Source organism: Klebsiella sp. TF21-TM, assembly GCF_019753495.1.
Taxonomy (GTDB): domain Bacteria; phylum Pseudomonadota; class Gammaproteobacteria; order Enterobacterales; family Enterobacteriaceae; genus Klebsiella; species Klebsiella quasipneumoniae.
This window is the reverse complement of sequence record NZ_JAIJYL010000007.1, coordinates 41935-67528: the sequence shown is the minus strand read 5'-3', so window position 1 is coordinate 67528 and position 25594 is coordinate 41935. Positions and strand designations below refer to the sequence as shown.

Below are 25594 nucleotides of genomic sequence, written 5' to 3'. Positions count from 1 at the left end.
ACCGCAACGCCTCAATTAGCGGTAGCGTTTTATCGGGCTATTTTGATCCTGTTCAGCGAGCCAGGCGAGCTTTTCGCCAATTTTGCCCTCAAGCCCCCGGTTTGTCGGGCGATAATAGCGCGTTTGCGCCATTTCCTGCGGGAAGTACTGCTCACCGGCGGCGTAGGCGTTAGGTTCGTCATGAGCGTAACGATACTCCTGCCCGTAGCCCATCTCTTTCATCAGCTTCGTCGGCGCATTGCGCAGATGCACCGGAACGTCATAGTCCGGACGGTCTCGCGCGTCGGCCAGCGCCGCTTTAAAGGCGGTGTAGACCGCATTGCTCTTCGGCGCGCAGGCCAGATAGACAATGGCCTGGGCAATCGCCCGCTCGCCTTCCGCCGGCCCGACGCGGGTAAAGCAGTCCCACGCCGAAATGGCCACCTGCATCGCCCGCGGGTCGGCGTTGCCGACGTCTTCCGAGGCAATCGCCAGACAACGGCGGGCAACGTACAGCGGATCGCCCCCGGCGGTGATGATCCGCGCGTACCAGTAGAGCGCCGCGTCCGGCGCGCTCCCGCGCACTGACTTATGCAGGGCGGAAATCAAATCGTAGAAACGGTCGCCTTTATTATCAAAGCGCGCGCTGCGCTCGCCGGCGATCTCGGTCAGCAGTTCCGCCTTCAGCACCCGCTTGCCCGCATCATCGCTCTCGGCCATATCGGCCATCATTTCCAGGGTATTCAGCGCCCGCCGCGCATCGCCGTTCACCAGTTCGGCGATGGCCCTGCGGGTCTCATCCGGCAAAACGATATCCTGGCCGCCGTAGCCGCGGGTTTTATCGTGCATCGCCTGGTCAAGCACCTGCTCGATATCGTCGGTGGTGAGCGATTTCAGTAAGTAGACGCGGGCGCGGGAGAGCAGCGCCGAGTTAAGCTCAAAGGAGGGATTTTCGGTGGTCGCGCCAATAAAGGTGATGGTGCCATCTTCAATATGCGGCAGAAAGGCATCCTGCTGGCTTTTATTGAAGCGATGCACTTCGTCAACAAACAGAATCGTTCGTCGGCCGGCGTTGCGATTCTGCCGCGCGCGCTCAATGGCCTCGCGGATCTCTTTCACCCCGGAGGTCACCGCCGAGATCCGTTCGACATCGGCGCTGGCATAGCGGGCGATCACTTCCGCCAGGGTAGTCTTGCCGGTGCCCGGCGGCCCCCAGAGGATCATCGAATGCAGGTGCCCGGCTTCGATCGCCCGCGGCAGGGGTTTGCCCGGCGCCAGCAGGTGCTGCTGGCCAATATACTGCGCTAAATTTTCTGGCCGCATGCGAGCGGCCAGAGGTTGAAACGCGTTGTCGGAAAAATCGAGCGACAGATTGCTCACTTTCGCCTCTACTTACGTTGATCGTCCACCGTCACCCCTTTCGGCGGCGTAAAGGTGAACTTAGATGCGTCGACGGCGCCGTTCTGCTGCGATTTCAGCTGATAGCTGCTGCGCTGATCATCCTGCTCGACGGCGCTGAACTGATGGATGGTGCCGTCCCGACCGACGTTGATCGTGAACTGCTTCAGGTTGCCGCTGCCGCTTTTCGGCGTCAGCACAAAATCATCGCCGTTTTGTTTGATATTGTACTGCTGCCAGTCGCTGGACTGGTTGCGGGCAATCAGCATAAACGGCGTGTTGCTGGTCGCGTCTTTCAGCCAGGTCGCCGTGGCCTGCTCGACGAACGGGTTATAGAACCACAGGGTTTTACCATCCGAAACGAGGACGCTCTCATCCGGCTGGGTCATATGCCAGTTAAACAGATTCGGGCGTTTTACCCACAGGTCGCCCTGTCCGTCCTGCACGGCGTTGCCGCTGCCGTCGGTGACTTTTTGCGTGAAGCTGGCATGGAAGCTGCTCACTTTATCAAGACGGCTTTTTAAGTCACTGGCCGCATCTGCCCAGACCTGGCTGACGACCATTCCAGACAGTAATGCACAGGTGATTGCGAGTTTTTTCATTGTTCTTCCTTAATGTGCGTCACTCCCGACGCGGGAGCCTCTTCTGCCCCTAATGTAGGACCGCCGACGGCGGCGGGACAGAAGAATTGGCTGATTTTGCGCTTATTTACCCAACTTTGCACTCATTCAAAGGGCGGCGGCGCCAGTACTTCGCGGTTACCGTTATGGCCCTGTTCGCTGACAATGCCCTGCGCTTCCATCTGTTCGATAATACGCGCGGCACGGTTATAGCCGATGCGGAACTGGCGCTGCACCCCGGAAATCGACGCTTTACGCTTCTCGGTCACAAAGCTGACCGCCTGATCGAACAGCGGATCCAGCTCTTCACCACCGTCGAAGCCACCGCCGCCGCCTTCGCTTTCGCTGTCGGAGGTAATGCCGTCTACATACTGCGGACGACCGCGGGCTTTCCAGTCCTGAACCACGGCGTGGACTTCCTGGTCGCGAACAAACGCCCCATGGACGCGCACCGGCGTGGTGGAGTTCGGCCCGGAGTAGAGCATGTCGCCCATCCCGAGCAGCGATTCCGCACCGCCCTGATCCAGAATGGTACGCGAGTCAATTTTGCTCGACACGGTAAAAGCGATGCGCGTCGGAATGTTGGCCTTAATCAAACCGGTAATGACATCCACCGACGGACGCTGCGTCGCCAGCACCAGGTGGATCCCCGCCGCACGCGCTTTCTGCGCCAGGCGAGCGATCAGCTCTTCCACCTTCTTACCGACGGTCATCATCAGGTCGGCGAATTCGTCCACCAGCACCACAATGTACGGCAGCTTTTCCAGTACCGGGTGCACGGCGTCCATACTGTCGCCTGGCTTCCAGTACGGATCCGGGATCGGACGCCCCATGCGCGCCGCTTCTGCAATCTTCTCGTTATAGCCCGCCAGGTTACGCACGCCCAGCGCCGACATCAGCTTGTAGCGACGCTCCATCTCGTTGACGCTCCAGCGCAGCGCATTGGCGGCGTCTTTCATGTCCGTAACCACTTCCGTCAGCAGGTGCGGAATACCTTCGTAGACCGACAACTCCAGCATTTTCGGATCGATCATGATGAAACGCACATCTTCCGGCTGCGCCTTGTAGAGCATGCTGAGGATCATGGCGTTGACGCCGACCGACTTACCGGAACCGGTGGTACCGGCCACCAGCAGGTGCGGCATTTTCGCCAGATCGGCCACCACCGGATCGCCGGCGATGTCTTTACCCAGCACCACGGTCAGCGGCGACGGGTTATCACGGAACTTGCTGTTGTCGAGCACCTCACGCAGGTAGACGGTCTGGCGCTTTTTATTCGGCAGCTCAAGCCCGACATACGGTTTACCCGGGATCACCTCCACCACGCGCACGGCGACCGTGGACAGTGAACGCGCCAGATCCCGTGACAGGTTAGAGATTCGCGCCGCTTTGACGCCAGGCGCCAGATTCAGTTCGAAGCGGGTGATCACCGGCCCAGGCGAGTAGTTCACCACATCTGCTTTAATGCGGAAATCGGCGAGTCGCGCTTCCACCAGTCGTGCCATCTGCTCGAGAGCAAAGGTATCCACCGGCTCGACTTCACTGGGCGGCGGCGTAAGCAGATCCAGCGACGGCAGCGGCGTCGTCGGCTTTTGCAGCGGTCGACTATCGCCATTGCGCATCAGCAGCGGGTGGATCAGGCTCTCCTGCGGCGCAGGCGCGGCAGGCTGATGCCCCTGCGGGGTAACCGGCTGGTGCTGCGGCACGGACTGCGGCGCAGTCTGGTAAGGCTGCGGCGGTACTGGCTGATGGTGTACCGGCTGGTGCTGCGCAGGTTGATAACCCTGCTGCGGAGCGGCGGCCGGTTGTTGATAGTGCTGGGCTGGCTGCTGCGGCTGTACTTCCGGTGTCGGCGTAAACAGCGGCTCGCTCGGCCCCTCATTGACCAGAGTTTTCATCGGCGAGAATTCGTAATCCGCCGGCGAGAACGGATTGGCGCCCGGCGGCTGCTCGGAGGCGTAGCGCTGCTGCTGGGTGGCGGCAAACTGGCGCGCCAGCTCCGCTTCCGCCGCAGCGTCGGCATCATCGTCATCAGTCGCGTTATCGTCTTCCCAGCGATGGCCATAGCGCTGCTGTTGAGTGGCGGCGAACTGGCGAGCCAGTTCATCCTGCTCCATAGCATCTGCTTCCTCATCCGAGAGTAGCCCATCATCATAATGGGGGTCGCGCTCCGCCTGCCGCGCGCGCTGTTCTGCTTCACGCTGCGACGGTAGCTTGATGCCGTAGGAGGCCAGTTCCCGACGCGTCGGGACGCGAACGCGATTAGGCCGCGGTAGTTTTGGACCAATGCCCTCTTTCACCTGTACCCGCGGTCCGCTGGAGGCCGGGCTGAACAATGGCGCCGTCGCTGCGGACGCGGCGGTCGCCGTCGTCGCGGCCGCTGAGCCGCCGCTGGCAGCTGTTGCCTGATGCACCCCGGCCGCCACCGCAGAAACCACGGTTGACTCCACGGGCGGTTTGGACGGGGCGGCTGGCGGCGTCAGCGGTTTGGTGGCGATCGGGCTTTCCGGCTCCGGAATAGGCTGATACCAGGAAGCCAGCAGCTCGCGTTCGCGCGCCCGTTTCTCTTCCACTTCCTCGAAGTAATAGAGCGGCGGACGTTTCACTTCTTCCTGCACAGCCTCAGGCTCTGGCTGCGCGGCAGGTACCGGCGCGGGCTCAGGCTGATACGCCTGCGGCGCGGGCTGGCCGGCATGCGGATCGTAACTGGGCTGCTGATAAGGCGCAGTCTCGGGTTGATACCCCTGCGGCGCGGTCTGGCCGGCATACGGATCGTAAACCGGCTGCTGATACTGTGCAGGCTCGGGTTGATACCCCTGCGGCGCGGGCTGACCGGCATGCGGATCGTAAACCGGCTGCTGATACTGTGCAGGCTCGGATTGATGCCCCTGCGGCGCAGGCTGTTGTCCGGCATATGGATCGTAAACCGGCTGCTGATACTGTGCAGGCTCGGGTTGATATCCCTGCGGCGCAGGCTGTTGCCCGGCATATGGATCGTAAACCGGCTGCTGATACTGTGCAGGCTCTGGTTGATACCCCTGCGGCGCAGGCTGTTGTCCGGCATATGGATCGTAAACCGGCTGCTGGTGCGGCGCATGCTCGGGTTGATACCCCTGCGGCGCAGGCTGTTGTCCGGCATGCGGATCGTAAACCGGCTGTTGATACTGCGCCGGCTCTGGCTGATACGCCTGCGGCGCGGGTTGCCCCGCTGGCGGCTGATAAGCAGCCTGCTGGAACGGGGCGGGTTCAGGCTGATAGGCCTGCTGCGGCGGATAGCTGGCTTCTGGCTGATAAGCCGGCGCAGCGCCCTGATGGCCCGCCGTCGACTCGCCCCACGCCTGCGGCGCGGCAGTGGCCGCCGCCGCTGCGCCCACCGGCTCAGCGATACTGTGGCCGTTCAGCAACGGATCGTAAGGGTCGAAATCGCCCGGGCGCGCGGCGCTGGCGCCGGAAAATAGCACATCATTCTCTGCGGGACGCGCGGCGCTGGCGCCGGAAAACAGTACATCGTCGGCGGCGACAGGCGCACCGCTGGCGCTGTACTGCACGGCCTCTTCCCCGTCGTCCATCCGTTTGCCGGAGAAAAGCGCCGCGTCGGTTTTACGCCCCATAGGGTTGGTAAACTTCTCGGCCAGACGTTTACGCCGCGCCAGCGCGCTGCGCAAGATACGGGCCCGACGCGACTCCTGGGGGGTTGCCGCCTCTTCGTCGTCGTACTCTTCATCGTCGTCTTCGTATTCGCCTTCATCGACCCAGGTATCATCCCGACGGGTGCGGTTGCTGGCAAAGGTGAGTACGGACAGGATGCCGCCGCCCAGTTTTTCCGCAATGCTGACCCACGACCAGCCGGTAAACAGCGTCAGGCCGGCCGCCCAGATGCACAACAGAGCGATGGTGCCGCCGCTGCTGTGCAGCAGCGGTTGCAGGGTGGTGCTCAGCAGGCTGCCAATCACCCCGCCAGAGGCGAAGTACCAGATATCATCGGCGTTAATCGCCGCCAGACCGCAGGAGGTCAGGATCAGGGCTAACGCACCGATGAGACGCAGAGAAACGGCGAAATAATCAATGTATTCGTCGTTTTCCTGATGCCGCCAGGCAAACCAGCATCCGCCGATGATGATCACCGGGATGGTATAGGCCATGACGCCAAAAATGAAAAACAGGGTATCGGCAAGCCACGCGCCGGGGGCGCCGCCTAAATTATGAATAGGCTCATGCCATGCCGTTTGCGACCAGCTTGGGTCCGAGGGGTTAAAGCTCAGTAATGCCGCCATCAGCCAGATGGCGAAGAGGGAGCAAAGGATGAGCATCGCCTCAAGGAGTCGGCGCCCGCTGCTGAGTTTGGTAAGTTTGACTTCTTTGTCTTCGGTGTATTCCTGGCTCAAGAAAGGCTCTCCAGGTATCAGGCTGTTTCCTGCCTGCTGCTAAAACGGACAACAGCGCCGGGTCTCCCCGGCACTGTTGCTGTATGGATTAACAGGAGTGTAATCAAACTACGTCGAGTTTGCACCTGTTCCGTGTTAGCGCGTCTTAATAACCAGACGATTACTTTGCTTGACTTCTTCCATTACCACATAGGTACGGGTGTCGTTAACGCCCGGCAGGCGCAGCAAGGTCTCGCCCAGTAATTTACGATACGCTGACATATCCGGTACGCGGGTTTTCAACAGATAGTCGAAATCACCGGAAACCAGATGACATTCTTGAATTTCTTCAAGTTTTTGCACTGCGGCGTTAAATTGCTCAAACACATCCGGTGCGCCACGATTCAGAGTAATCTCAACAAATACCAGAAGTGATGCATCCAGATAATGCGGGTTGAGCAGCGCCGTATAGCCCTGAATAAAACCCTGTCTTTCAAGACGACGCACACGCTCAAGGCAAGGCGTCGGAGAAAGTCCCACCCGTTTAGAAAGCTCGACGTTAGAAATTCGCCCATCTTTTTGCAATTCATTCAGGATGTTACGATCAATGCGGTCGAGATCTTTGCCAGGGCGCTTCTTGCTATCTACCATTATTATTGTCTCTCTGTATTCCTTCCCTACTCCTGTTCCGGCTCTGTGCCTTCACTGCCAGAGCCCATCCTGTTATTACCCGTACGACATTAGGTAACCCAGGGGTACGTGAGAAGCCCGTTGCCTGACGGCAGTCACCGATATCACGCATGGCGTCTGTCCACACCATGCGTAGATTTCGTTAACCCGGATAAAAATGGCATTTGCGTGCATGAAAATTCGCCGCACGCCAAATACTGCTTTTCTTCTTCCTTGAATGTTTTCGCAAAAGCACAGGGGATTGTCAAAGCAAAACATCGATTTTTAGTACAAGATGCCAGATATTCATCATCCACCCTGGTTGATTCTCATTTTTTCGTCTTATAATTGTCCCGCCGACAGTAGAAATAGTTATATTCCTTGCCGGGAAAATCGCCAATTCATCGGCCGCTTCTATTGCACACATCGTTAACAAAATCGCTGCGCTCTTTTTTTACGACAACAAATTCCCTACAATCCCAGCCCAATGTATGCCAATTATTATGGGGATCTCATGGGCACAGCCAAACACAGTAAACTGCTTATTCTTGGTTCTGGACCTGCGGGATACACCGCGGCGGTCTATGCCGCGCGCGCCAACCTGCAGCCGGTGCTGATCACCGGGATGGAAAAAGGCGGTCAGCTGACCACCACGACGGAAGTGGAAAACTGGCCAGGCGATCCGAACGATTTGACCGGTCCGCTGCTGATGGAGCGCATGCACGAGCATGCCGCGAAATTTGAAACCGAGATTATTTTCGACCATATCAGCCGCGTCGACCTGCAAAACCGGCCGTTCCGTCTGACCGGCGACAGCGGCGAATACACCTGTGACGCGCTGATTATCGCCACCGGCGCTTCAGCCCGTTACCTGGGTCTGCCTTCCGAAGAAGCCTTCAAGGGCCGCGGCGTTTCCGCGTGCGCCACCTGTGACGGATTCTTCTATCGCAACCAGAAAGTGGCGGTGATCGGCGGCGGCAACACCGCGGTTGAAGAGGCCCTGTATCTGTCGAACATCGCCTCTGAGGTACATCTGATCCACCGTCGCGATTCCTTCCGTGCGGAAAAAATCCTCATCAAACGCCTGATGGACAAAGTGGCAAACGGCAACATCGTGCTGCATACCGATCGCACCCTCGAAGAGGTGACCGGCGACCAGATGGGCGTCAGCGGCCTGCGTCTGCGCGATACCAAAAACAGCGACAACGTCGAGTCCCTGGAAGTAGCCGGTCTGTTTGTCGCCATCGGCCACAGCCCGAACACCGCCATCTTTGAAGGTCAGCTGGAGCTGGAGAACGGCTACATCAAAGTGCAGTCCGGTATCCACGGCAATGCGACCCAGACCAGCATCCCGGGCGTGTTTGCCGCCGGCGATGTCATGGACCATATTTATCGTCAGGCTATCACCTCCGCCGGCACCGGCTGCATGGCGGCGCTGGACGCTGAACGTTACCTCGACGGTCTGGCTGACGCGTGCAAATAATCTTTACAAGTCAGTAACAAAGGTAAAGAAGGCGACGAAAAGTCGCCTTTATTTTTGCCGCGATGTAACATTGCCGTGCCCAATATTCCCATAACGACACCTGCTAAGCGCGCAATGAATAAAACCCGTCAACAAGAGTTAACCCGCTGGTTAAAACAGCAAAGCATTATCTCCCGTCGCTGGTTGATGATTTCCCGCCTCCTCGGCGTGGCGAGCGGTCTGCTGATCGTGGCGCAGGCCTGGTTCCTGGCGCGGATCCTGCACCGGATGGTGATGGAGAATATTCCTGCGACCGCCCTGCTGCTGCCGCTGACCCTGCTGGTGCTGACCTTTGTGCTGCGCGCCTGGGTGGTCTGGCTGCGTGAACGGGTCGGCTTTCAGGCCGGACAGCATATTCGCTATGAAATTCGCCGCCAGGTGCTCGACCGTCTCCAGCAGGCGGGCCCGGCGTGGATCCAGGGTAAACCGGCCGGCAGCTGGGCGACGCTTATCCTCGAGCAGATCGACGATATGCATGACTATTATGCCCGCTACCTGCCGCAGATGACGCTGGCGGCCTGCGTGCCGCTGCTGATCGTTATCACTATTTTCCCGATCAACTGGGCCGCCGCGCTGATCCTCCTCGGCACCGCGCCGCTGATCCCCCTGTTCATGGCCCTGGTTGGGATGGGCGCCGCCGATGCCAACCGGCGTAACTTCCAGGCGCTGGCCCGCCTCAGCGGCCACTTCCTCGACCGTCTGCGCGGCATGGAAACCTTGCGTATTTTTCATCGTGGTCAGGCCGAAACGGATAATATTCGCGACGCCTCGCAGGACTTTCGCCAACGCACCATGGAAGTCCTGCGCCTGGCGTTCCTCTCCTCCGGAGTACTGGAGTTTTTCACCTCGCTCTCCATTGCGCTGGTAGCGGTTTATTTCGGCTTCTCATACCTGGGCGAGCTTAACTTCGGCCACTATGGCGCGGGCGTCACGCTGATGGCGGGCTTCCTGACGCTGATCCTCGCCCCGGAGTTTTTCCAGCCATTACGCGACCTGGGCACCTTCTACCATGCCAAAGCCCAGGCCGTCGGCGCTGCGGACAGTCTGAAAACGTTTATGGAAACCCCGCTGACCCAGGTGGAGCGTGGCGAAAAAACCTTAAATGATAACGATCTGATTGGCGTGGAAGCGCGCGATCTGCTGATTAAATCTCCCGACGGAAAAGTCCTCGCCGGGCCGCTGAATTTTTCACTGCCTGCAGGCGCGCGGGTGGTGCTGGTGGGACAGAGCGGCTCAGGGAAAAGTTCCCTGCTGAACACCCTGCTCGGCTTTTTGCCCTATGAAGGTTCGCTGAAGGTCAACGGCGTCGAGCTGCGCGAGCTGGACGCCGATCGCTGGCGTCGCCTGTTAAGCTGGGTGGGGCAGAATCCCCAGCTTCCTGCCGCCACGCTGCGGGAAAATGTGCTGCTGGCGTGGCCGGAAGCCAGCGATGCCCAGCTTCGGCTGGCGCTGGACAAGGCCTGGGTGAGCGAGTTTATCGCTCTGCTGCCGGATGGGATCCATACCGCCGTGGGCGATCAGGCGGGCCGTCTGTCGGTCGGCCAGGCGCAGCGTATCGCGGTCGCCCGCGCGCTGTTGGTGCCGTGCCGCCTGCTGCTGCTGGATGAACCCGCCGCCAGCCTCGACGCCCATAGCGAACAACGGGTCATGCAGGCGTTGACCCACGCCTCCACCCAGCAAACCACGCTGCTGGTTACCCATCAGCTTGAGGGACTGGCGGACTGGGATGCCGTCTGGGTGATGCAGGACGGACAGATTATCGAACAAGGCGACTACGCCACGCTGGCCCGCGCCGGCGGGGTCTTCTCGGCGCTGTTGGCCCATCGTCAGGAGGAGATTTAAATGCGCGCGCTCTTACCCTATCTGGCACTGTATAAACGCCACAAATGGATGCTGCTGCTCGGCATCGTACTGGCTATTGTGACCCTGCTGGCCAGTATCGGCCTGCTGACGCTCTCCGGCTGGTTTCTCTCCGCCTCTGCGGTGGTGGGCGTCGCCGGGATCTACAGTTTTAACTATATGCTGCCCGCAGCGGGCGTACGCGGCGCAGCGATTATCCGTACCGCCGGACGCTATTTCGAGCGTCTGGTCAGCCACGATGCCACCTTCCGCGTGCTGCAGCACCTGCGCGTCTTCACCTTCAGCAAACTGCTCCCCCTCTCTCCGGCGGGGCTGGCGCGCTTTCGCCAGGGTGAACTGCTCAACCGCGTAGTCGCCGACGTCGACACCCTGGATCATCTCTACCTGCGGGTCATTTCGCCGCTGGTCGGCGCGCTGGTGGTGATTGTGGTGGTGACCTGCGGATTAAGCCTGCTCGACGTTGCCCTCGCGCTGACGCTCGGCGGCATCATGCTGGTGACCCTGCTGGTTATGCCGCCGCTGTTCTATCGCGCCGGTAAACCGGCCGGAGAGAGTATGACCCAGCTGCGCGGTCAGTATCGGCAACAGCTTACCGCCTGGCTGCAGGGCCAGGCGGAGCTGATGGTGTTTAACGCCAGCAACCGCTATCGCGCGCAAATGGAAAAAACCGAGCTCAGCTGGCAGGACGCGCAGCGTCGCCAGGCCGAGCTGACCGCGCTTTCACAGGCGCTAATGCTGTTAATTAGCGGAATCGCCGTGGTGGCCATGCTCTGGCTGGCCTCAGACGGCGTCGGCGGCAACAGTCAGCCCGGGGCGCTGATCGCCCTGTTCGTCTTCTGCGCCCTGGCGGCTTTCGAAGCCCTGGCGCCCGTCACCGGCGCTTTCCAGCATTTAGGTCAGGTGATCGCCTCCGCGCTGCGGATCTCGCAGATCACTGACCAGCAGCCGGAAGTCTCCTTCGTTGAGGGCGAAGCCAGCAGGCCTGCGCAGGTGGCCTTAACCTTCAGGCAGGTCACCTTCCGCTACCCGCAGCAGCCCTCCCCCGCCCTGGAGAACATCTCCCTGCAGATTGCCGCCGGGGAACATATCGCTATTCTTGGCCGAACCGGCTGCGGAAAGTCGACGCTGTTGCAGTTGCTCACCCGCGCATGGGATCCGGCGCAGGGAGAGATATTGCTCAACGACCAGCCGCTGTCCGGGCTGAGCGAAGCCACCCTGCGGCAGTCAATGAGCGTGGTGCCGCAGCGCGTGCATCTGTTCAGCGCCACCCTGCGCGACAACCTGCGGCTGGCGGCGCCTGAGGCTGATGACACTCTGCTCTGCGCCACCCTTGAGAAGGTAGGCCTGGAAAAACTGCTGGAAGATGGCGGACTCAACGGCTGGCTGGGCGAAGGCGGACGCCAGCTTTCCGGCGGCGAACTGCGCCGGCTGGCCATCGCCCGCGCGCTGCTCCACGATGCGCCGCTGATGCTGCTGGATGAACCGACAGAAGGTCTGGATGCCGCCACCGAAAGCCAGATCCTGCATCTGCTGGCGGAAGTCATGCGCGAGAAGACCGTGCTGATGGTCACCCACCGCCTGCGAGGCCTGGCGCGTTTTAATCAGATAATAGTCATGGACAACGGCCAGATAATTGAGCAAGGTAGTCACGCGGAGCTGCTCGCTAAACAGGGCCGGTACTTCCAGTTTAAACAGCGTCTGTAGGCTATTATCTAATTTTTGCTGATGCGTATTGAGGTTAAAATGCGTCTGGTTCAGCTCTCCCGGCATTCTATCGCCTTCCCTTCTCCGGAAGGCGCCCTGCGTGAACCTAACGGCCTGCTGGCGCTCGGCGGCGATCTAAGCCCCGCGCGTCTGCTGATGGCCTATCAGCGTGGTATTTTTCCCTGGTTTTCCCCCGGCGACCCGATCCTCTGGTGGTCGCCCGATCCCCGGGCAGTGCTTTGGCCGGAACAGTTCCATCTCAGCCGCAGCATGAAGCGCTTTCATCAGCGCTCCCCCTACCGCGTCACGCTCAATCATGCCTTTGGCGCGGTGATTGAGGGCTGCGCCAGCGATCGTGACGAAGGCACCTGGATAACCAGCAGCATCGTTCGCGCCTATCACCAGCTGCATGAGCTGGGCCATGCCCACTCCATTGAAGTCTGGCAGGAAAATACCCTGGTGGGGGGAATGTACGGCGTGGCGCAGGGGGCGTTGTTTTGCGGCGAGTCGATGTTCAGCCGGGCGGAAAATGCCTCTAAAACCGCGCTGCTGGTATTTTGCCAGGACTTTGCGCAGAGCGGCGGTAAATTAATTGACTGTCAGGTGCTGAACAACCACACCGCGTCATTAGGCGCAGTGGATATTCCCCGCCGCGATTATCTGGACTATCTCTCGGTATTACGCGGCTACCGTCTACCCGAGCGATTTTGGGTACCACGGGTGCTATTTCCGGGCGGATAATAAAATGTTTTCAGCACATTTTGCGTCAGGATGGTATAATTGCGCGGTAGAGTAGCTTCTGCCTGTTGCCCCGCCGCCGTTTGGGAATAATAAGAGTCAGATAACGCCCATCGTTCTGTCACTCCCCTTTACGTTTGCGCCTGTCACGCGGCATGGCCGTGTGTGTCCCGGGCAATGCGCCAAAACTACTTCGGCGATTCATACCCGTCATATTTCCATTGCCGGCGTGCTGACTGCGCGCCTTGCGGTAAGGTGAATGAGTCAGGGTAGACACGTAAAACTTTACTTACATGATGAACTTCGGCATTATCTTGCCGGTTCAAAACTACGGTAGTGATACCCCAGAGGACTAGATGGCCAAAGAAGACAATATTGAAATGCAGGGCACCGTACTTGAAACGTTGCCTAACACTATGTTCCGCGTAGAACTGGAAAACGGTCACGTGGTAACCGCGCATATCTCCGGTAAAATGCGTAAAAACTACATCCGCATTCTGACGGGCGACAAAGTGACTGTTGAGCTGACCCCGTACGACCTGAGCAAAGGCCGCATTGTCTTCCGTAGTCGCTGATTGTTTTCGCCACTAAGGCGTCAGATGCTGAAGGCCGGGATAATTCCCGGTCTTTTCATTTCTACCGCCAGCCAGTAAAAAAAAACCGGCCAGTGGCCGGTTTTTACATGCAAGATATCGCCTTAGTGGGCGGCTTCCGGTTTGTGCTTCGGCGCGCTCTGGAAGTCGTAAGTCAGCGTATTTTTCACGCTGTCCAGAGAGACCGTCACCTGCCCCCCGTCGACCAGCGAGCCAAACAGCAGCTCGTTCGCCAGCGGTTTTTTCAGGTTGTCCTGAATGACGCGTCCCATCGGACGTGCCCCCATCGCCCGGTCGTAGCCTTTTTCCGCCAGCCAGTCGCGCGCTTCCTGGCTGACTTCCAGGGAGACGCCTTTCTGATCCAGCTGAACCTGCAGCTCGACGATAAACTTGTCGACAACCTGATGGATCACCGTGGTGGAGAGGTGATCGAACCAGATAATGTTGTCGAGACGGTTACGGAACTCCGGCGTAAAGATCTTCTTGATCTCATCCATTGCATCCGGACTGTTGTCCTGCTGGATAAGGCCAATCGATTTACGCTCGGTTTCCCGCACCCCGGCGTTGGTGGTCATCACCAGCACCACGTTGCGGAAGTCCGCTTTACGTCCGTTGTTATCGGTCAGCGTTCCGTTATCCATCACCTGCAGCAGCAGGTTGAACACGTCCGGATGCGCTTTTTCGATCTCATCGAGCAGCAGCACCGCGTGCGGATGTTTAATCACCGCATCGGTCAGCAGCCCGCCCTGGTCGAAGCCGACGTAGCCCGGAGGCGCCCCGATTAAACGGCTGACGGTATGACGTTCCATATATTCGGACATATCAAAACGCAGCAGCTCAATACCCAGCGCCTTCGCCAGCTGCACGGTCACTTCGGTTTTCCCCACCCCGGTCGGCCCGGCGAACAGGAATGAACCCACCGGCTTGTGCTCATGGCCCAGCCCGGCGCGCGCCATTTTGATGGCTTCCGTCAGCGCCTCGATGGCCTTATCCTGACCAAAGACCAGCATTTTCAGTCGATCGCCAAGGTTTTTCAGCGTATCGCGATCGCTGCGGGAGACGCTCTTCTCAGGGATCCGCGCAATGCGCGCCACCACTGACTCGATATCCGCCACATTAACCGTTTTCTTACGCTTGCTGACCGGCATTAAGCGCGCCCGCGCCCCTGCCTCGTCAATCACGTCAATCGCCTTATCCGGCAGATGACGATCGTTAATGTATTTCACCGCCAGCTCAACCGCGGCACGCACCGCCTTGGCGGTATAACGCACATCGTGGTGCGCTTCGTACTTCGGCTTCAGGCCGTTGATAATCTGGACGGTCTCTTCCACCGACGGTTCGGTAATATCAATTTTCTGGAAACGGCGGGCCAGCGCACGATCTTTCTCAAAGATGTTGCTGAATTCCTGGTAAGTGGTGGAGCCAATCACCCGGATCTTGCCGCTGGAAAGCAGCGGTTTGATCAGGTTAGCCGCATCGACCTGACCGCCAGACGCCGCCCCCGCACCGATGATGGTGTGGATCTCATCAATGAACAGGATGCTGTTGGTATCCTGCTCCAGCTGTTTGAGCAACGCTTTAAAGCGTTTTTCAAAATCGCCACGGTATTTCGTCCCGGCCAGCAGAGAACCAATATCGAGCGAGTAGATGGTGCAGTCAGCCATGACTTCCGGCACATCGCCCTGCACAATACGCCAGGCAAGGCCTTCGGCGATGGCGGTTTTACCGACGCCGGATTCTCCCACCAGCAGCGGGTTATTTTTACGCCGACGGCACAGAACCTGAATGGCGCGCTCCAGCTCTTTTTCACGGCCGATCAGGGGATCAATGCCGCCGACGCGAGCAAGCTGATTGAGGTTGGTGGTGAAGTTTTCCATACGTTCCTCCCCGCCGGCTTGCTCTTCATTGCCAGGCTGGCTTCCGCTGTTATCGGAAGACTGGCTCGGCTCGTCTTTGCGTGTACCATGAGAAATGAAGTTCACCACATCGAGTCGGCTCACTTCATGTTTACGCAGCAGGTAGGCGGCCTGCGACTCCTGCTCGCTGAAAATCGCCACCAGCACGTTGGCGCCGGTCACTTCGCTGCGGCCAGAAGATTGCACGTGGAAGACGGCGCGCTGCAGCACACGCTGGAAGCTCAGCGTCGGCTGGGTATCGCGCTCTTCTTCCGTGGCTGGCAGGACGGGTGTGGTTTGTTCGATGAAGGCTTCAAGTTCCTGACGCAATGCCACCAGGTCCACTGAACACGCTTCCAGGGCCTCACGGGCCGAGGGGTTGCTTAGCAGAGCCAGCAGCAAGTGCTCGACGGTCATAAACTCATGACGGTGCTCGCGCGCTCTGGCGAAAGCCATATTTAAACTGAGTTCCAGTTCTTGATTGAGCATAGGCACCTCCCCCAATTTTCATGCCTGTATTCAGGCTTTTTCCAGCGTACACAGCAATGGATGCTCGTTCTCCCTCGCGTACTGATTCACCATAGCGACTTTGGTCTCCGCCACTTCCGCGGTAAACACGCCACAAATCGCCTTACCTTCATAGTGAACCGTGAGCATCAGTTGCGTTGCACGTTCAACATCATAAGAAAAGAATTTTTGTAACACGTCAATAACAAACTCCATTGGAGTGTAGTCATCATTGACCAATATCACTTTATACATAGATGGCGGTTTAATCGCATCACGAACTTCGTCGTCAACCAGGTGCTCGAAGTCCAGCCAATCTCTCTTACTCATCGTCAGTGTTCATCATCGGTTGCTGTTGCCAACAGGCGGAGGCCTGTCGATGACCAGAGGTTATGCTCATCACAAATCTACAACAGATCATAGATAACTATCATCTATCGCTTCTATCCGCGACGGCTGTCACATTCCCCGGCAATAGCGTTAACTGCTTCAAATTTTGACGCATTTTTCGCCGCTCCCCCTCCTCAATCGCTTGACGCGTTTTCGTATTTCTCTAAATTGTAGTGGCGAGAGTTGGCGAGCAATTGAACAACTCGTCACTCCACCACCGGTTCATTCCATCTTACTAATAAAGATTTACGAAGGATGTCGAAGTATGGAAATGGGTACTGTTAAGTGGTTCAACAATGCCAAAGGGTTCGGTTTTATCTGCCCTGAGGGCGGCGGCGAAGACATTTTCGCCCATTACTCCACCATCCAGATGGATGGTTACAGAACGCTAAAAGCCGGACAAGCCGTTCGGTTTGATGTTCACCAGGGGCCAAAAGGCAACCACGCCAGCGTGATCGTCCCTGTGGAAGCGGAAACGGCTGCATAACTCTTTTGCTTCATTGTGTACATCCTGCTAATAAAATGCCAGTCCTTCTGACTGGCATTTTTATTTCTCATCCCGACTACTCCCGCGCCAGGGCATCCACCGGATCGAGCCGCGCCGCATTGCGCGCCGGCAGCCACCCAAACAGCACCCCGGTTAACGTCGAACAGAGAAACGCTGTCACCAGCGCCAGCGGCGAAAAACCGATCTCCCAGCCGGGGAGAAACAGCTGCAGAATAAACGCAATCATCAGCGACAATGTCACCCCCAGCGCGCCGCCGACCAGGCAAACCAGCACCGCTTCGATGAGAAACTGCTGCAGCACATCGCTGGCCCGGGCGCCAACCGCCATGCGGATGCCTATCTCACGCGTCCGTTCGGTCACCGACACCAGCATAATATTCATCACGCCAATCCCGCCGACCACCAGGGCGATCACCGCCACCAATGTGAGGAACAGCTGTAAGGTATGTGTGGTCCTTTCGGCGGTTTTCAAGATGCTGTCCATATTCCAGGTGAATACATCTTTTTTACCATGCCGCAGCTCCAGCAAACGCAGCAGCTGTTTTTCAGCGGTGTCGCTGTCATAGCCTTCATGAACGCGAACGGTGATCGAGTTCAGCCACGACTGGCCCATCACCCTTCCCGCCATGGTGGTGTAGGGCAACCAGACGCGGAGAATTTTACTGCTGCCGAACATCGACTGCTTTTCGTCCGCAACGCCAATCACCGTGGCCGGCATATTGCCCACCAGAATCACCTCGCCCACCACTTTCGCTTTATTGGGAAACAGCTGGCGACGGGTATTGCTGTCGAGCACCACCACCTGCGCCCGGCTGTTGAGCTGCAGCTCATTAAAGGTATTGCCCTCGCTAAAGGTCATGCCGTAAACATTAAAGTATTGCGGCCCCACCCCTTCCGCGCTGGCGGCTACGTCAATATTGTTGGCGCGCAGACGCAGGCTTTTTGACACCGCCGGCGTAGCTGAACGCACCCACGGCTGTTTCTGGATCGCCAGCAAGTCGTCATACTTCAGCGCCTGCTGATAGCGCGGGTCGTCATCGCCAAAATCCTTGCCAGGGTAGACGTCAATGGTATTGGTGCCTATCGCGCGAATATCTGCCAGCACCATTTGTTTGGCGGCATCGCCCACCACGACGATCGACACCACCGAGGCAATCCCAATAATAATGCCGAGCATGGTCAGCAGGGTGCGCATTTTATTCGCCGCCATCGCCCGCCAGGCCATGACCAGCGCCTCGCGAAAGCCGCTGGTGAACTGACGCCACGCCGAGGGCTCCTCCTGCTGACGGGCGCGCAGCCCACCGCCCTGGCGGCTGGCGGAGGGGTTGCGGACGATTTCGCCATCGCGGATCTCGACGATCCGCTCCGCCTGAGCGGCGACCTGCGGATCGTGAGTGACTATGATGACCGTGTGCCCCTGCGCTTTCAGCTGGTGCAGGATCGCCATCACCTCTTCGCCGGAATGGCTGTCCAGCGCGCCGGTCGGCTCATCGGCGAGGATCACTTCCCCACCGTTCATCAGGGCGCGGGCGATACTGACCCGCTGCTGTTGGCCGCCGGACAGCTGCGACGGCTGATAGTCGGCGCGATCGCCAAGCCCCAGGCGCACCAGCAGCTCATGAGCGCGCGCCAGGCGCGCCCGCCGTTCACTGCCGGCATACACCGCCGGCACTTCGACGTTCTGCGCGGCGGTCAGATGCGACAGCAGGTGATAGCGTTGAAAGATAAAACCAAAGTGTTCCCGCCGCAGACGGGCCAGCGCATCGCCATCCAGCTGTGCAATATCGGTTCCCGCCACCCGATAGGTGCCGCTGGTGGGTTTATCAAGGCAGCCAAGGATATTCATCAGCGTTGATTTACCCGAGCCGGAGGCGCCCACGATCGCCACCATCTCCCCGGCATGGATACTGAGGGTGATCCCCTTGAGGACCTCAACGCTGCCGTCGCCGGAAGGATAGCTGCGACGAATATCACGCAGCTCGAGCAGGGCCGTCATTTTGCCGCCCCGCTCGCGCTCTCGCCGACGATCACCTCATCCCCCTCTTCAAGTCCCTGTACCACCGCGACGTCGGTATCATTGCGCGCGCCAATGACAATCTCACGCTCTTTGACCTCGCCGGTACGCAACAGCCGGACGTGGTAGCGGTTATCACCGACCGCATCGCCCAGGGCGCTCAGCGGGATGGTGATCACGTTCTTTACCTCGGCCAGTTGAATATGCACCTGCGCGGTCATGTCGAGGCGCAGGATCCCCTGCGGGTTCGGGACCTCGAAGCGGGCATAATAGAAGATGGCGTCGTTGACTTTTTCCGGCGTCGGCAGAATGTCCTTCAGCTTGCCTTCATAGCGGGTTAACGGGTCGCCCAGCACGGTAAACCACGCCTTTTGCCCCGGTCTGAGATGGATGACATCCGCTTCGGAGACCTGCGCTTTAACCAGCATGGTGCTGAGGTCCGCCAGGGTCAGAATGTTCGGCGCCTGCTGGGCAGCGATCACCGTCTGTCCCTGCAGGGTGGTAATTTGCGTCACTTCGCCAGCCATCGGCGCCAGGATCCGCGTGTAGTCGAGGTTGGTCTTCGCGGTGTCGAGCGTCGCCTGGTTGCGCTTAATTTGCGCTTCAATGGTGCCGATTTGCGCCTGTTTCACCGCCAGGTCGGTGGCCGCGGTATCGAGGTCCTGTCGCGAGACCAGCTGGCGCTGCGCCAGCTGCTGCTGACGGGCCAGGGTCACCTGCGCCAGCTTACTCTCCGCACGCGCCTGATTGAGCTGGGCGCGCAGCTCCATCAACGTCGCTTCCACCTCTTTGATCTGGTTTTGCGCCTGCTCAGGATCGATAACCCCCAGCAGTTGGTCCTTTTTGACCTTATCGCCGATATTCACGTGCAGCGTCTTCAGCTGCCCGCTGACCTGGGCGCCGACGTCAACTTTTCGCAGGGCATCCAGCTTGCCGGTAGCCAGCACGCTCTGCTGGAGGTCGCCTTTGCGCACCACCAGTGTCTGGTAGTGCGGCAGCGGCGCGTTGAGGATCCGCCATCCCCAGACAGCCAGACCCAGCACCACGATCGCCAACAGCCACCAGACGGTCCTGCGTTTTCCCTTCACTTTCATATTCCGATTCCTGCTGTTTCCCTGCCGATCCAGGCGGTGATTCTATCGAAACCCGTTGGCAACAGAACATCCATTTTTCGCGCCAATGACGTTTTGTTTAGCTGCCGGAGAGCTTTGCGCCGCCGAGCCCCCCGACGGCGAAGAGATTAATCGGCGCGACCGCGGGCCAGCCACAGTACCCGCGAGAACATTTTTTTCAGCAGCGTCGGCACTGCGTCCACCCCACGGCGGCCGGCTTCCATTGCCACCTCAATCGCCAGGTCCGGCTTGGATGAACGATGAATGGCCTTGGTGATCACCCGCCGCATATTCATGGGCACATTATCAGGGATCTGCGCCACCCGGTGGTAAACGTCATCAAATCCCTGACGATACATAAAGTGTTCCATATCCAGCGCCGGCAGAGTGGTCAGATGGTCGCGCTCCAGTTCGCGATCGTTATTCAGCAGGCCGCGTACGGTCGCGGCATATTTTTTCCCTGCCTCATCGCCGTCCACCAGCACGTGCCACTGGATCCCCATCCGGCGGGCGAATTTGATCAACGGCTTCAGGCCCGACTGGGCGAATTCAATGACTTTCACCCCTTCAGCATCAAAATGATGGCCGCACTGGCGGGCCAGTTCGTTGATAACCCAGGTTTCCGTCTCCCCCTCTACCAGCAGCCAACAGCGGGCGAAGAGCGATGAGGCGCGATTGAAGCGGATATGAAAGGCAATGCGCCGACTCTCTTCGGCATTCATTCCGCCGGGCCCCAACCGCCATGCCGACACCCGCGCCGATTCACGCACCAGCCGGCACACCTGCTCCACCGGCGTCAGGGACAGCAGCTCTCCGGAGTTCGTCGTCGTCACCCGCTGCAGCGGCAGCAAATTGAGCAAATGCCAGGCCACCGACAGCATAATAGGATGCAGCCGGGTTTCCGGGTCCTCAATCAACAAGAGCGGCCGCGCATCGCGATCGAGGCGCACCGTCCCTTTCGCCTGCAGCAGGGTGGCAAACAGCCCCAGCAGGATCACCCGATGGCTGCGCCCGCCGGGCTTGTCGATCATCCGGTTGATAATATCCAGATAACGCCAGCTACGCTGTTCATCATGGGAACGCCGCCGCATCAGGCGATGTCGCGTCTGGGCGCTGCTTTGCTCGGCAAAATAATGCTCCAGCAGCTGCACCATGGCCGACAACCCCTCGCGGATCTGACCGTCGGATAAATTTTGCGGGTGGCTGACCAGTTCGCGGGACAGAAAATCCAGCTGGCGGGCGGTGATCTCTATCTGCGGCGAGTGCGGTACCGTTCCGTTATGAATGCGCCGCATAAAGCGCGCGTCGCGCAGGCGCAGCACCGGCATCAAACGCACCAGGTGTCTGGCCAGCTCATCGATATCCTCCAGCGCCAGCGCTTCGCCTTCGCCATCGATAAAACTGCGCAGGGTCATCACGCTATCGTCATCGGCGAGTTCGCCTTCCAGGCGGTAGAACACCCGGTGATACCCGTCATCACAGGGCACCCAACAGCGCTGAAGCGGACGGAAACGCCGCACCCGATGGCGTCCCGGCTCCGTTTCGCGGAAGGTCAGAATAATATGCAAATGGTGCTCGCGCCCCTGGATGTCGCCCGCGGGGAACCAAAAGTCATCGCGAACAAAGTGATAAAGATCGAACTCTGGCGACAAAAGCAGGGTCAGTGCATCAAGCAGACTGGACTTCCCCCACGCGTTTTCCCCGATCAGGACGTTATTTTGCTCGAGCATCAACGACAGACGATTGATACCGCGAAAACCGACGATTTCTACGCGCTCAAGAAGCATATCCCCTCCGCTACACCACCACTCTCCTTCAGTAATCAACAGTATAGCGAGGGCGGCGGCAAGATGACACTCCGCTTAGTCACCTCGCGCATCCTATTCAGGAGGTTAAATATATTCATAAAATTACACACTTACCGCCTATTAACCGCTGTTGATTATTCATCAAACAAAATAGTTTTATTTCAGACGTTATGTTCTACACTATTGATAATCTTGGATGGATATAGGAATAGTTAAACTGGCAAACGCAATCCCTTCACCTTGCCCTAAATCAATTAATATCAATATATTTAACTGGCTCTGGGATGGCGATTATCTCTAGAATAACGCCGCTTTATTTTTATCGTCGTCCCTTATCACGATAAATAAAGAACGGCACGGTCCGCTCGTGCGCGTAAACATTTAAATTGAGGTGGTTATGTTCAGAAAATTAGCAGCCGAATGCTTCGGCACCTTCTGGCTTGTATTTGGCGGCTGCGGTAGCGCCGTCCTTGCCGCAGCATTTCCCGAGCTGGGTATCGGTTTTGCCGGCGTGGCGCTGGCATTTGGTTTAACCGTATTAACCATGGCGTATGCGGTTGGCCATATTTCCGGCGGTCATTTCAACCCGGCGGTGACCTTAGGCCTGTGGGCCGGCGGTCGTTTCCCGGCGAAAGAGGTCATTGGCTATATTATCGCCCAGGTGGTCGGCGGAATTATTGCCGCCGCGGTGCTGTACGTAGTGGCCAGCGGTAAAGCCGGCTTTGATGCCGCCGCCAGCGGTTTTGCCTCCAACGGCTATGGCGAACACTCCCCGGGCGGCTTCTCTATGCTGTCGGCTATCGTTATTGAAATCGTACTGACCTGCGGCTTCCTGCTGGTTATCCATGGCGCTACCGACAAACACGCGCCTGCGGGCTTCGCGCCGATCGCTATCGGCCTGGCGCTGACCCTCATCCATTTGATCAGCATTCCGGTCACCAACACCTCGGTCAACCCGGCGCGCAGCACCGCGGTGGCGATTTTCCAGGGCGGTTGGGCGCTGCAGCAGCTGTGGCTGTTCTGGGTCATGCCGATCGTCGGCGGGATCCTCGGCGGCGTGCTGTACCGCACTCTGCTGGAAAAACGCGATTAATCTTTTCTAAAGCCCGGGTCCCCGGGCTTTTTCTTTCTGGCGACAGCTTTACTCGGCCCGGCTATTTGGATAGTGTCATGAGCGCTATTCTCATCATGCAAGGGTTGCATCGTTCATGTTCTCGGGACTGTTCATCATTCTGTTGCCGCTGGTCGTCGGCTATTTACTGCCTCTTCGTCACTCCTCCGCGTTAAAACTGATTAACCGGATGCTGAGCTGGATTGTCTATGTGATCCTCTTTTTTATGGGTATCAGCCTGGCGTTTCTCGACAATCTGGCCAGCAATCTGCTGGCGATATTGCATTACGCCGCGGTGAGCGTGGTCATCATTTTACTGTGTAATATTACCGCTCTGCTGTGGCTGGAAAGAAAAATGCCCTGGCGCAGTCTGCATCGTCAGGAGAAATTACCCTCGCGCCTGGCCATGGCCCTGGAATCACTCCAGCTGTGCGGTGTGGTGGTGCTCGGTTTCTTGCTTGGCCTGACCGGCCTGTCTTTTTTACAACACGCCACCGAAGCCAGCGAATATACGCTGATCTTTCTCCTGTTCCTCGTCGGTATTCAATTACGCAATAATGGAATGAGTCTGCGACAAATAGTCCTCAACCGGCGGGGAATGATCGTCGCCGTGGTGGTCACGGCCAGTTCATTACTCGGCGGCATCCTCAACGCCTTTATTCTGGATTTGCCGCTAAAGACCGGTCTGGCGATGGCCAGCGGCTTCGGCTGGTATTCACTCTCCGGTATTTTACTGACCGAATCCTTTGGCCCGGTGATCGGCAGCGCCGCCTTCTTTAACGACCTGTGCCGCGAGCTGCTGGCCATCATGTTAATTCCGGGCCTGATTCGCCGTAGCCGCTCCACGGCGCTGGGGCTGTGCGGCGCCACCTCCATGGACTTCACCTTACCGGTGCTGCAGCGTTCCGGCGGCGTGGAGATCGTCCCTGCCGCCATCGTGCACGGTTTTCTGCTGAGCCTGCTGGTCCCGATCCTGATCGCCTTTTTTGCCGCCTGAGCAGGCGCTGGCGGCAGACTTCCTGCCGCCAATTTTGCGCTAAATCAATCTCCCTTCAAGTTGTATCAGAAATACCTTTTCTCCTCACGCGCTCGGGCATAACCTTAAACATGTATATCAAATATAACTTTAAAGGTGTGACCATGTTTTGTGTGCAATGTGAACAAACCATTCGTACCCCGGCCGGCAACGGCTGCTCTTACGCGCAGGGGATGTGCGGTAAAACAGCGGAAACCTCCGATCTGCAGGATCTGTTGATTGCGTCACTGCAAGGCCTCTCCGCCTGGGCGCTCAAGGCCCGCGAATATGGCATTATCGACCACGACGTCGATAGCTTTGCGCCGCGCGCTTTTTTCTCTACGCTGACTAACGTTAACTTCGACTCCCCGCGTATCGTTGGCTATGCGCGCCAGGCTATCGCCATGCGTGAAGCGCTTAAAGCGCAGTGCCTGAACATTGATGCCCACGCGACGGTTAACAATCCGATGGCCGCTCTGCAACTGGCTAGCGACGATCTGGGCGACCTGCAGCGTCAGGCGGCGGAATTTACCCCGAATAAAGACAAAGCGGCCATCGGCGACAACATTCTCGGCCTGCGCCTGCTGTGCCTGTACGGCCTGAAAGGCGCTGCGGCTTATATGGAACACGCGCACGTTCTCGGCCAGTACGACAACGACATCTACGCCCAGTACCATAAAATCATGGCATGGCTGGGTACCTGGCCTGCCGATATGAACGCGCTGCTGGAGTGCTCAATGGAGATCGGCCAGATGAACTTCAAAGTCATGAGCATTCTGGACGCCGGTGAGACCACCAAATACGGTCATCCGACCCCAACCCAGGTCAACGTTAAAGCGACCGAGGGCAAGTGCATCCTGATCTCCGGCCATGACCTGAAAGATCTCTATAACCTGCTGGAGCAGACCGAAGGCACCGGCGTTAACGTCTATACCCACGGGGAAATGCTGCCGGCGCACGGCTATCCGGAGCTGCGTAAATTCAAACACCTGATTGGGAACTACGGCAGCGGCTGGCAGAACCAGCAGGTGGAATTCGCCCGCTTCCCGGGCCCCATCGTCATGACCTCTAACTGCATCATCGACCCCACCGTCGGCGCCTACGACGATCGTATCTGGACCCGCAGCATCGTCGGCTGGCCGGGCGTGAACCACCTGGAAGGTGAAGACTTCGCGCCGGTTATCGCCCAGGCGCAGCAGATGGCGGGCTTCCCGTACAGCGAAATCCCGCATCTGATCACCGTCGGCTTTGGCCGTCAGACCCTGCTCGGCGCGGCGGACACACTGATCGATCTGGTCAGCCGGGAAAAACTGCGTCACATTTTCCTCGTCGGCGGCTGCGATGGCGCCCGCGGGGAACGTAACTATTTCACCGATTTTGCCACCAGCGTACCGGACGACTGCCTGATCCTGACCCTGGCCTGCGGTAAATACCGCTTCAATAAACTCGATTTCGGCGATATTGAAGGCCTGCCGCGTCTGGTGGATGCCGGTCAGTGCAACGATGCCTACTCGGCGATTATTCTGGCGGTCACGCTGGCGGAAAAACTGGGCTGCGGCGTCAACGATCTGCCGCTGTCGCTGGTGCTCTCCTGGTTCGAGCAGAAAGCGATCGTCATCCTGCTGACGCTGCTGTCTCTCGGCGTGAAAAACATTGTCACCGGCCCGACGGCGCCTGGCTTCTTCACTCCGGATCTGCTGGATATCCTCAATGAGAAGTTTGGTCTGCGTTCCGTGACCACCGTGGAACAAGATATGCAGCAGCTGCTGAGCGCGTAAGGAGTCCCT

Annotated in this window: 18 protein-coding genes; 9 read left to right on the top strand and 9 right to left on the bottom strand. The window is 58.5% G+C overall.

Annotation, left to right across the window (positions count from 1 at the left end; genetic code table 11):
- Window positions 1-15: 15 nt before the first annotated feature.
- The 4 genes from rarA to lrp all read right to left on the bottom strand — a co-directional run bounded on the left by rarA (window position 16) and on the right by lrp (window position 7012).
- Window positions 16-1359, bottom strand: a complete 1344-nt coding sequence (gene rarA / locus K5R89_RS08965; protein WP_032455263.1) for a replication-associated recombination protein RarA — start codon at window positions 1357-1359, stop codon at window positions 16-18.
- A gap of 8 nt (window positions 1360-1367) precedes the next feature.
- On the bottom strand, window positions 1368-1979 hold the full coding sequence (gene lolA, locus K5R89_RS08960; RefSeq protein ID WP_004201368.1) for an outer membrane lipoprotein chaperone LolA: 612 nt from the start codon (window positions 1977-1979) through the stop codon (window positions 1368-1370).
- 122 nt (window positions 1980-2101) lie between these two features.
- Entirely contained in the window at window positions 2102-6382 is a 4281-nt protein-coding gene (ftsK, locus tag K5R89_RS08955; RefSeq protein ID WP_101989825.1) for a DNA translocase FtsK, read from the bottom strand.
- A 135-nt stretch (window positions 6383-6517) separates the two neighbouring features.
- Window positions 6518-7012, bottom strand: coding sequence for a leucine-responsive transcriptional regulator Lrp (lrp, locus tag K5R89_RS08950; protein WP_000228469.1), 495 nt, complete (start codon window positions 7010-7012; stop codon window positions 6518-6520).
- A 532-nt stretch (window positions 7013-7544) separates the two neighbouring features.
- Between lrp and trxB the strand changes: the two genes are divergently transcribed.
- The 5 genes from trxB (at window position 7545) to infA (ending at window position 13429) form a co-directional block, all read left to right on the top strand.
- On the top strand, window positions 7545-8513 hold the full coding sequence (trxB, locus tag K5R89_RS08945) for a thioredoxin-disulfide reductase (RefSeq protein WP_048334585.1): 969 nt from the start codon (window positions 7545-7547) through the stop codon (window positions 8511-8513).
- Between the two features lie 114 nt (window positions 8514-8627).
- Window positions 8628-10394 carry a cysteine/glutathione ABC transporter permease/ATP-binding protein CydD gene (gene cydD / locus K5R89_RS08940; RefSeq protein ID WP_044521908.1) on the top strand — a complete coding sequence of 589 codons (1767 nt, stop codon included), beginning with the start codon at window positions 8628-8630 and terminating at the stop codon, window positions 10392-10394.
- On the top strand, window positions 10395-12116 hold the full coding sequence (cydC, locus tag K5R89_RS08935; RefSeq protein ID WP_087827868.1) for a cysteine/glutathione ABC transporter ATP-binding protein/permease CydC: 1722 nt from the start codon (window positions 10395-10397) through the stop codon (window positions 12114-12116).
- A 39-nt stretch (window positions 12117-12155) separates the two neighbouring features.
- Complete coding sequence (gene aat / locus K5R89_RS08930; RefSeq protein ID WP_049014702.1) at window positions 12156-12857, top strand: leucyl/phenylalanyl-tRNA--protein transferase; 702 nt, start codon at window positions 12156-12158, stop codon at window positions 12855-12857.
- A gap of 353 nt (window positions 12858-13210) precedes the next feature.
- A complete protein-coding gene (gene infA / locus K5R89_RS08925) occupies window positions 13211-13429 on the top strand; it encodes a translation initiation factor IF-1 (RefSeq protein WP_001040187.1) in 219 nt (72 codons plus the stop codon).
- A 122-nt stretch (window positions 13430-13551) separates the two neighbouring features.
- Here infA and clpA read toward each other — a convergent pair whose 3' ends face one another.
- Together clpA and clpS are read right to left on the bottom strand one after the other, a co-directional pair.
- Window positions 13552-15831, bottom strand: a complete 2280-nt coding sequence (clpA, locus tag K5R89_RS08920; protein ID WP_032455257.1) for an ATP-dependent Clp protease ATP-binding subunit ClpA — start codon at window positions 15829-15831, stop codon at window positions 13552-13554.
- A gap of 30 nt (window positions 15832-15861) precedes the next feature.
- A complete protein-coding gene (gene clpS / locus K5R89_RS08915) occupies window positions 15862-16179 on the bottom strand; it encodes an ATP-dependent Clp protease adapter ClpS (RefSeq protein WP_002896520.1) in 318 nt (105 codons plus the stop codon).
- Window positions 16180-16504: 325 nt separating this feature from the next.
- Here clpS and cspD point away from each other — a divergent pair, with 325 nt between their 5' ends.
- Entirely contained in the window at window positions 16505-16726 is a 222-nt protein-coding gene (gene cspD, locus K5R89_RS08910) for a cold shock-like protein CspD (RefSeq protein WP_002896516.1), read from the top strand.
- Window positions 16727-16802: 76 nt separating this feature from the next.
- On the opposite strand, the gene macB is transcribed toward cspD, so the two are convergent.
- From macB to K5R89_RS08895, 3 genes are all read right to left on the bottom strand, one after another.
- Window positions 16803-18743, bottom strand: a complete 1941-nt coding sequence (macB, locus tag K5R89_RS08905) for a macrolide ABC transporter ATP-binding protein/permease MacB (protein WP_023289005.1) — start codon at window positions 18741-18743, stop codon at window positions 16803-16805.
- Window positions 18740-19855, bottom strand: coding sequence for a macrolide transporter subunit MacA (gene macA / locus K5R89_RS08900; protein WP_004201357.1), 1116 nt, complete (start codon window positions 19853-19855; stop codon window positions 18740-18742). Before macA ends, macB begins: the two co-directional genes overlap by 4 nt.
- Before the next feature lie 146 nt (window positions 19856-20001).
- Window positions 20002-21660 carry an ATP-dependent endonuclease gene (locus K5R89_RS08895; protein ID WP_023289003.1) on the bottom strand — a complete coding sequence of 553 codons (1659 nt, stop codon included), beginning with the start codon at window positions 21658-21660 and terminating at the stop codon, window positions 20002-20004.
- Window positions 21661-22078: 418 nt separating this feature from the next.
- Here K5R89_RS08895 and aqpZ point away from each other — a divergent pair, with 418 nt between their 5' ends.
- The 3 genes from aqpZ (at window position 22079) to hcp (ending at window position 25585) form a co-directional block, all read left to right on the top strand.
- Window positions 22079-22774 carry an aquaporin Z gene (gene aqpZ / locus K5R89_RS08890; RefSeq protein WP_004201355.1) on the top strand — a complete coding sequence of 232 codons (696 nt, stop codon included), beginning with the start codon at window positions 22079-22081 and terminating at the stop codon, window positions 22772-22774.
- Window positions 22775-22889: 115 nt separating this feature from the next.
- Window positions 22890-23789 carry a lysine exporter LysO family protein gene (locus tag K5R89_RS08885; protein WP_023289001.1) on the top strand — a complete coding sequence of 300 codons (900 nt, stop codon included), beginning with the start codon at window positions 22890-22892 and terminating at the stop codon, window positions 23787-23789.
- Window positions 23790-23932: 143 nt separating this feature from the next.
- Window positions 23933-25585 carry a hydroxylamine reductase gene (hcp, locus tag K5R89_RS08880; protein WP_072421965.1) on the top strand — a complete coding sequence of 551 codons (1653 nt, stop codon included), beginning with the start codon at window positions 23933-23935 and terminating at the stop codon, window positions 25583-25585.
- Window positions 25586-25594 lie beyond the last annotated feature (9 nt).

Excerpts from the sequence above, each read along its gene's own strand:
- aat (WP_049014702.1), top strand. The coding sequence starts at position 12,156 with ATGCGTCTGGTTCAGCTCTCCCGGCATTCTATCGCCTTCCCTTCTCCG.
- cydD (WP_044521908.1), top strand. The coding sequence starts at position 8,628 with ATGAATAAAACCCGTCAACAAGAGTTAACCCGCTGGTTAAAACAGCAA.
- trxB (WP_048334585.1), top strand. The coding sequence starts at position 7,545 with ATGGGCACAGCCAAACACAGTAAACTGCTTATTCTTGGTTCTGGACCT.
- aqpZ (WP_004201355.1), top strand. The coding sequence starts at position 22,079 with ATGTTCAGAAAATTAGCAGCCGAATGCTTCGGCACCTTCTGGCTTGTA.
- cydC (WP_087827868.1), top strand. The coding sequence starts at position 10,395 with ATGCGCGCGCTCTTACCCTATCTGGCACTGTATAAACGCCACAAATGG.
- lolA (WP_004201368.1), bottom strand. The coding sequence starts at position 1,979 with ATGAAAAAACTCGCAATCACCTGTGCATTACTGTCTGGAATGGTCGTC.
- macA (WP_004201357.1), bottom strand. The coding sequence starts at position 19,855 with ATGAAAGTGAAGGGAAAACGCAGGACCGTCTGGTGGCTGTTGGCGATC.
- K5R89_RS08895 (WP_023289003.1), bottom strand. The coding sequence starts at position 21,660 with ATGCTTCTTGAGCGCGTAGAAATCGTCGGTTTTCGCGGTATCAATCGT.
- clpA (WP_032455257.1), bottom strand. The coding sequence starts at position 15,831 with ATGCTCAATCAAGAACTGGAACTCAGTTTAAATATGGCTTTCGCCAGA.
- cspD (WP_002896516.1), top strand. The coding sequence starts at position 16,505 with ATGGAAATGGGTACTGTTAAGTGGTTCAACAATGCCAAAGGGTTCGGT.
- hcp (WP_072421965.1), top strand. The coding sequence starts at position 23,933 with ATGTTTTGTGTGCAATGTGAACAAACCATTCGTACCCCGGCCGGCAAC.
- K5R89_RS08885 (WP_023289001.1), top strand. The coding sequence starts at position 22,890 with ATGTTCTCGGGACTGTTCATCATTCTGTTGCCGCTGGTCGTCGGCTAT.
- lrp (WP_000228469.1), bottom strand. The coding sequence starts at position 7,012 with ATGGTAGATAGCAAGAAGCGCCCTGGCAAAGATCTCGACCGCATTGAT.
- clpS (WP_002896520.1), bottom strand. The coding sequence starts at position 16,179 with ATGAGTAAGAGAGATTGGCTGGACTTCGAGCACCTGGTTGACGACGAA.
- infA (WP_001040187.1), top strand. The coding sequence starts at position 13,211 with ATGGCCAAAGAAGACAATATTGAAATGCAGGGCACCGTACTTGAAACG.
- macB (WP_023289005.1), bottom strand. The coding sequence starts at position 18,743 with ATGACGGCCCTGCTCGAGCTGCGTGATATTCGTCGCAGCTATCCTTCC.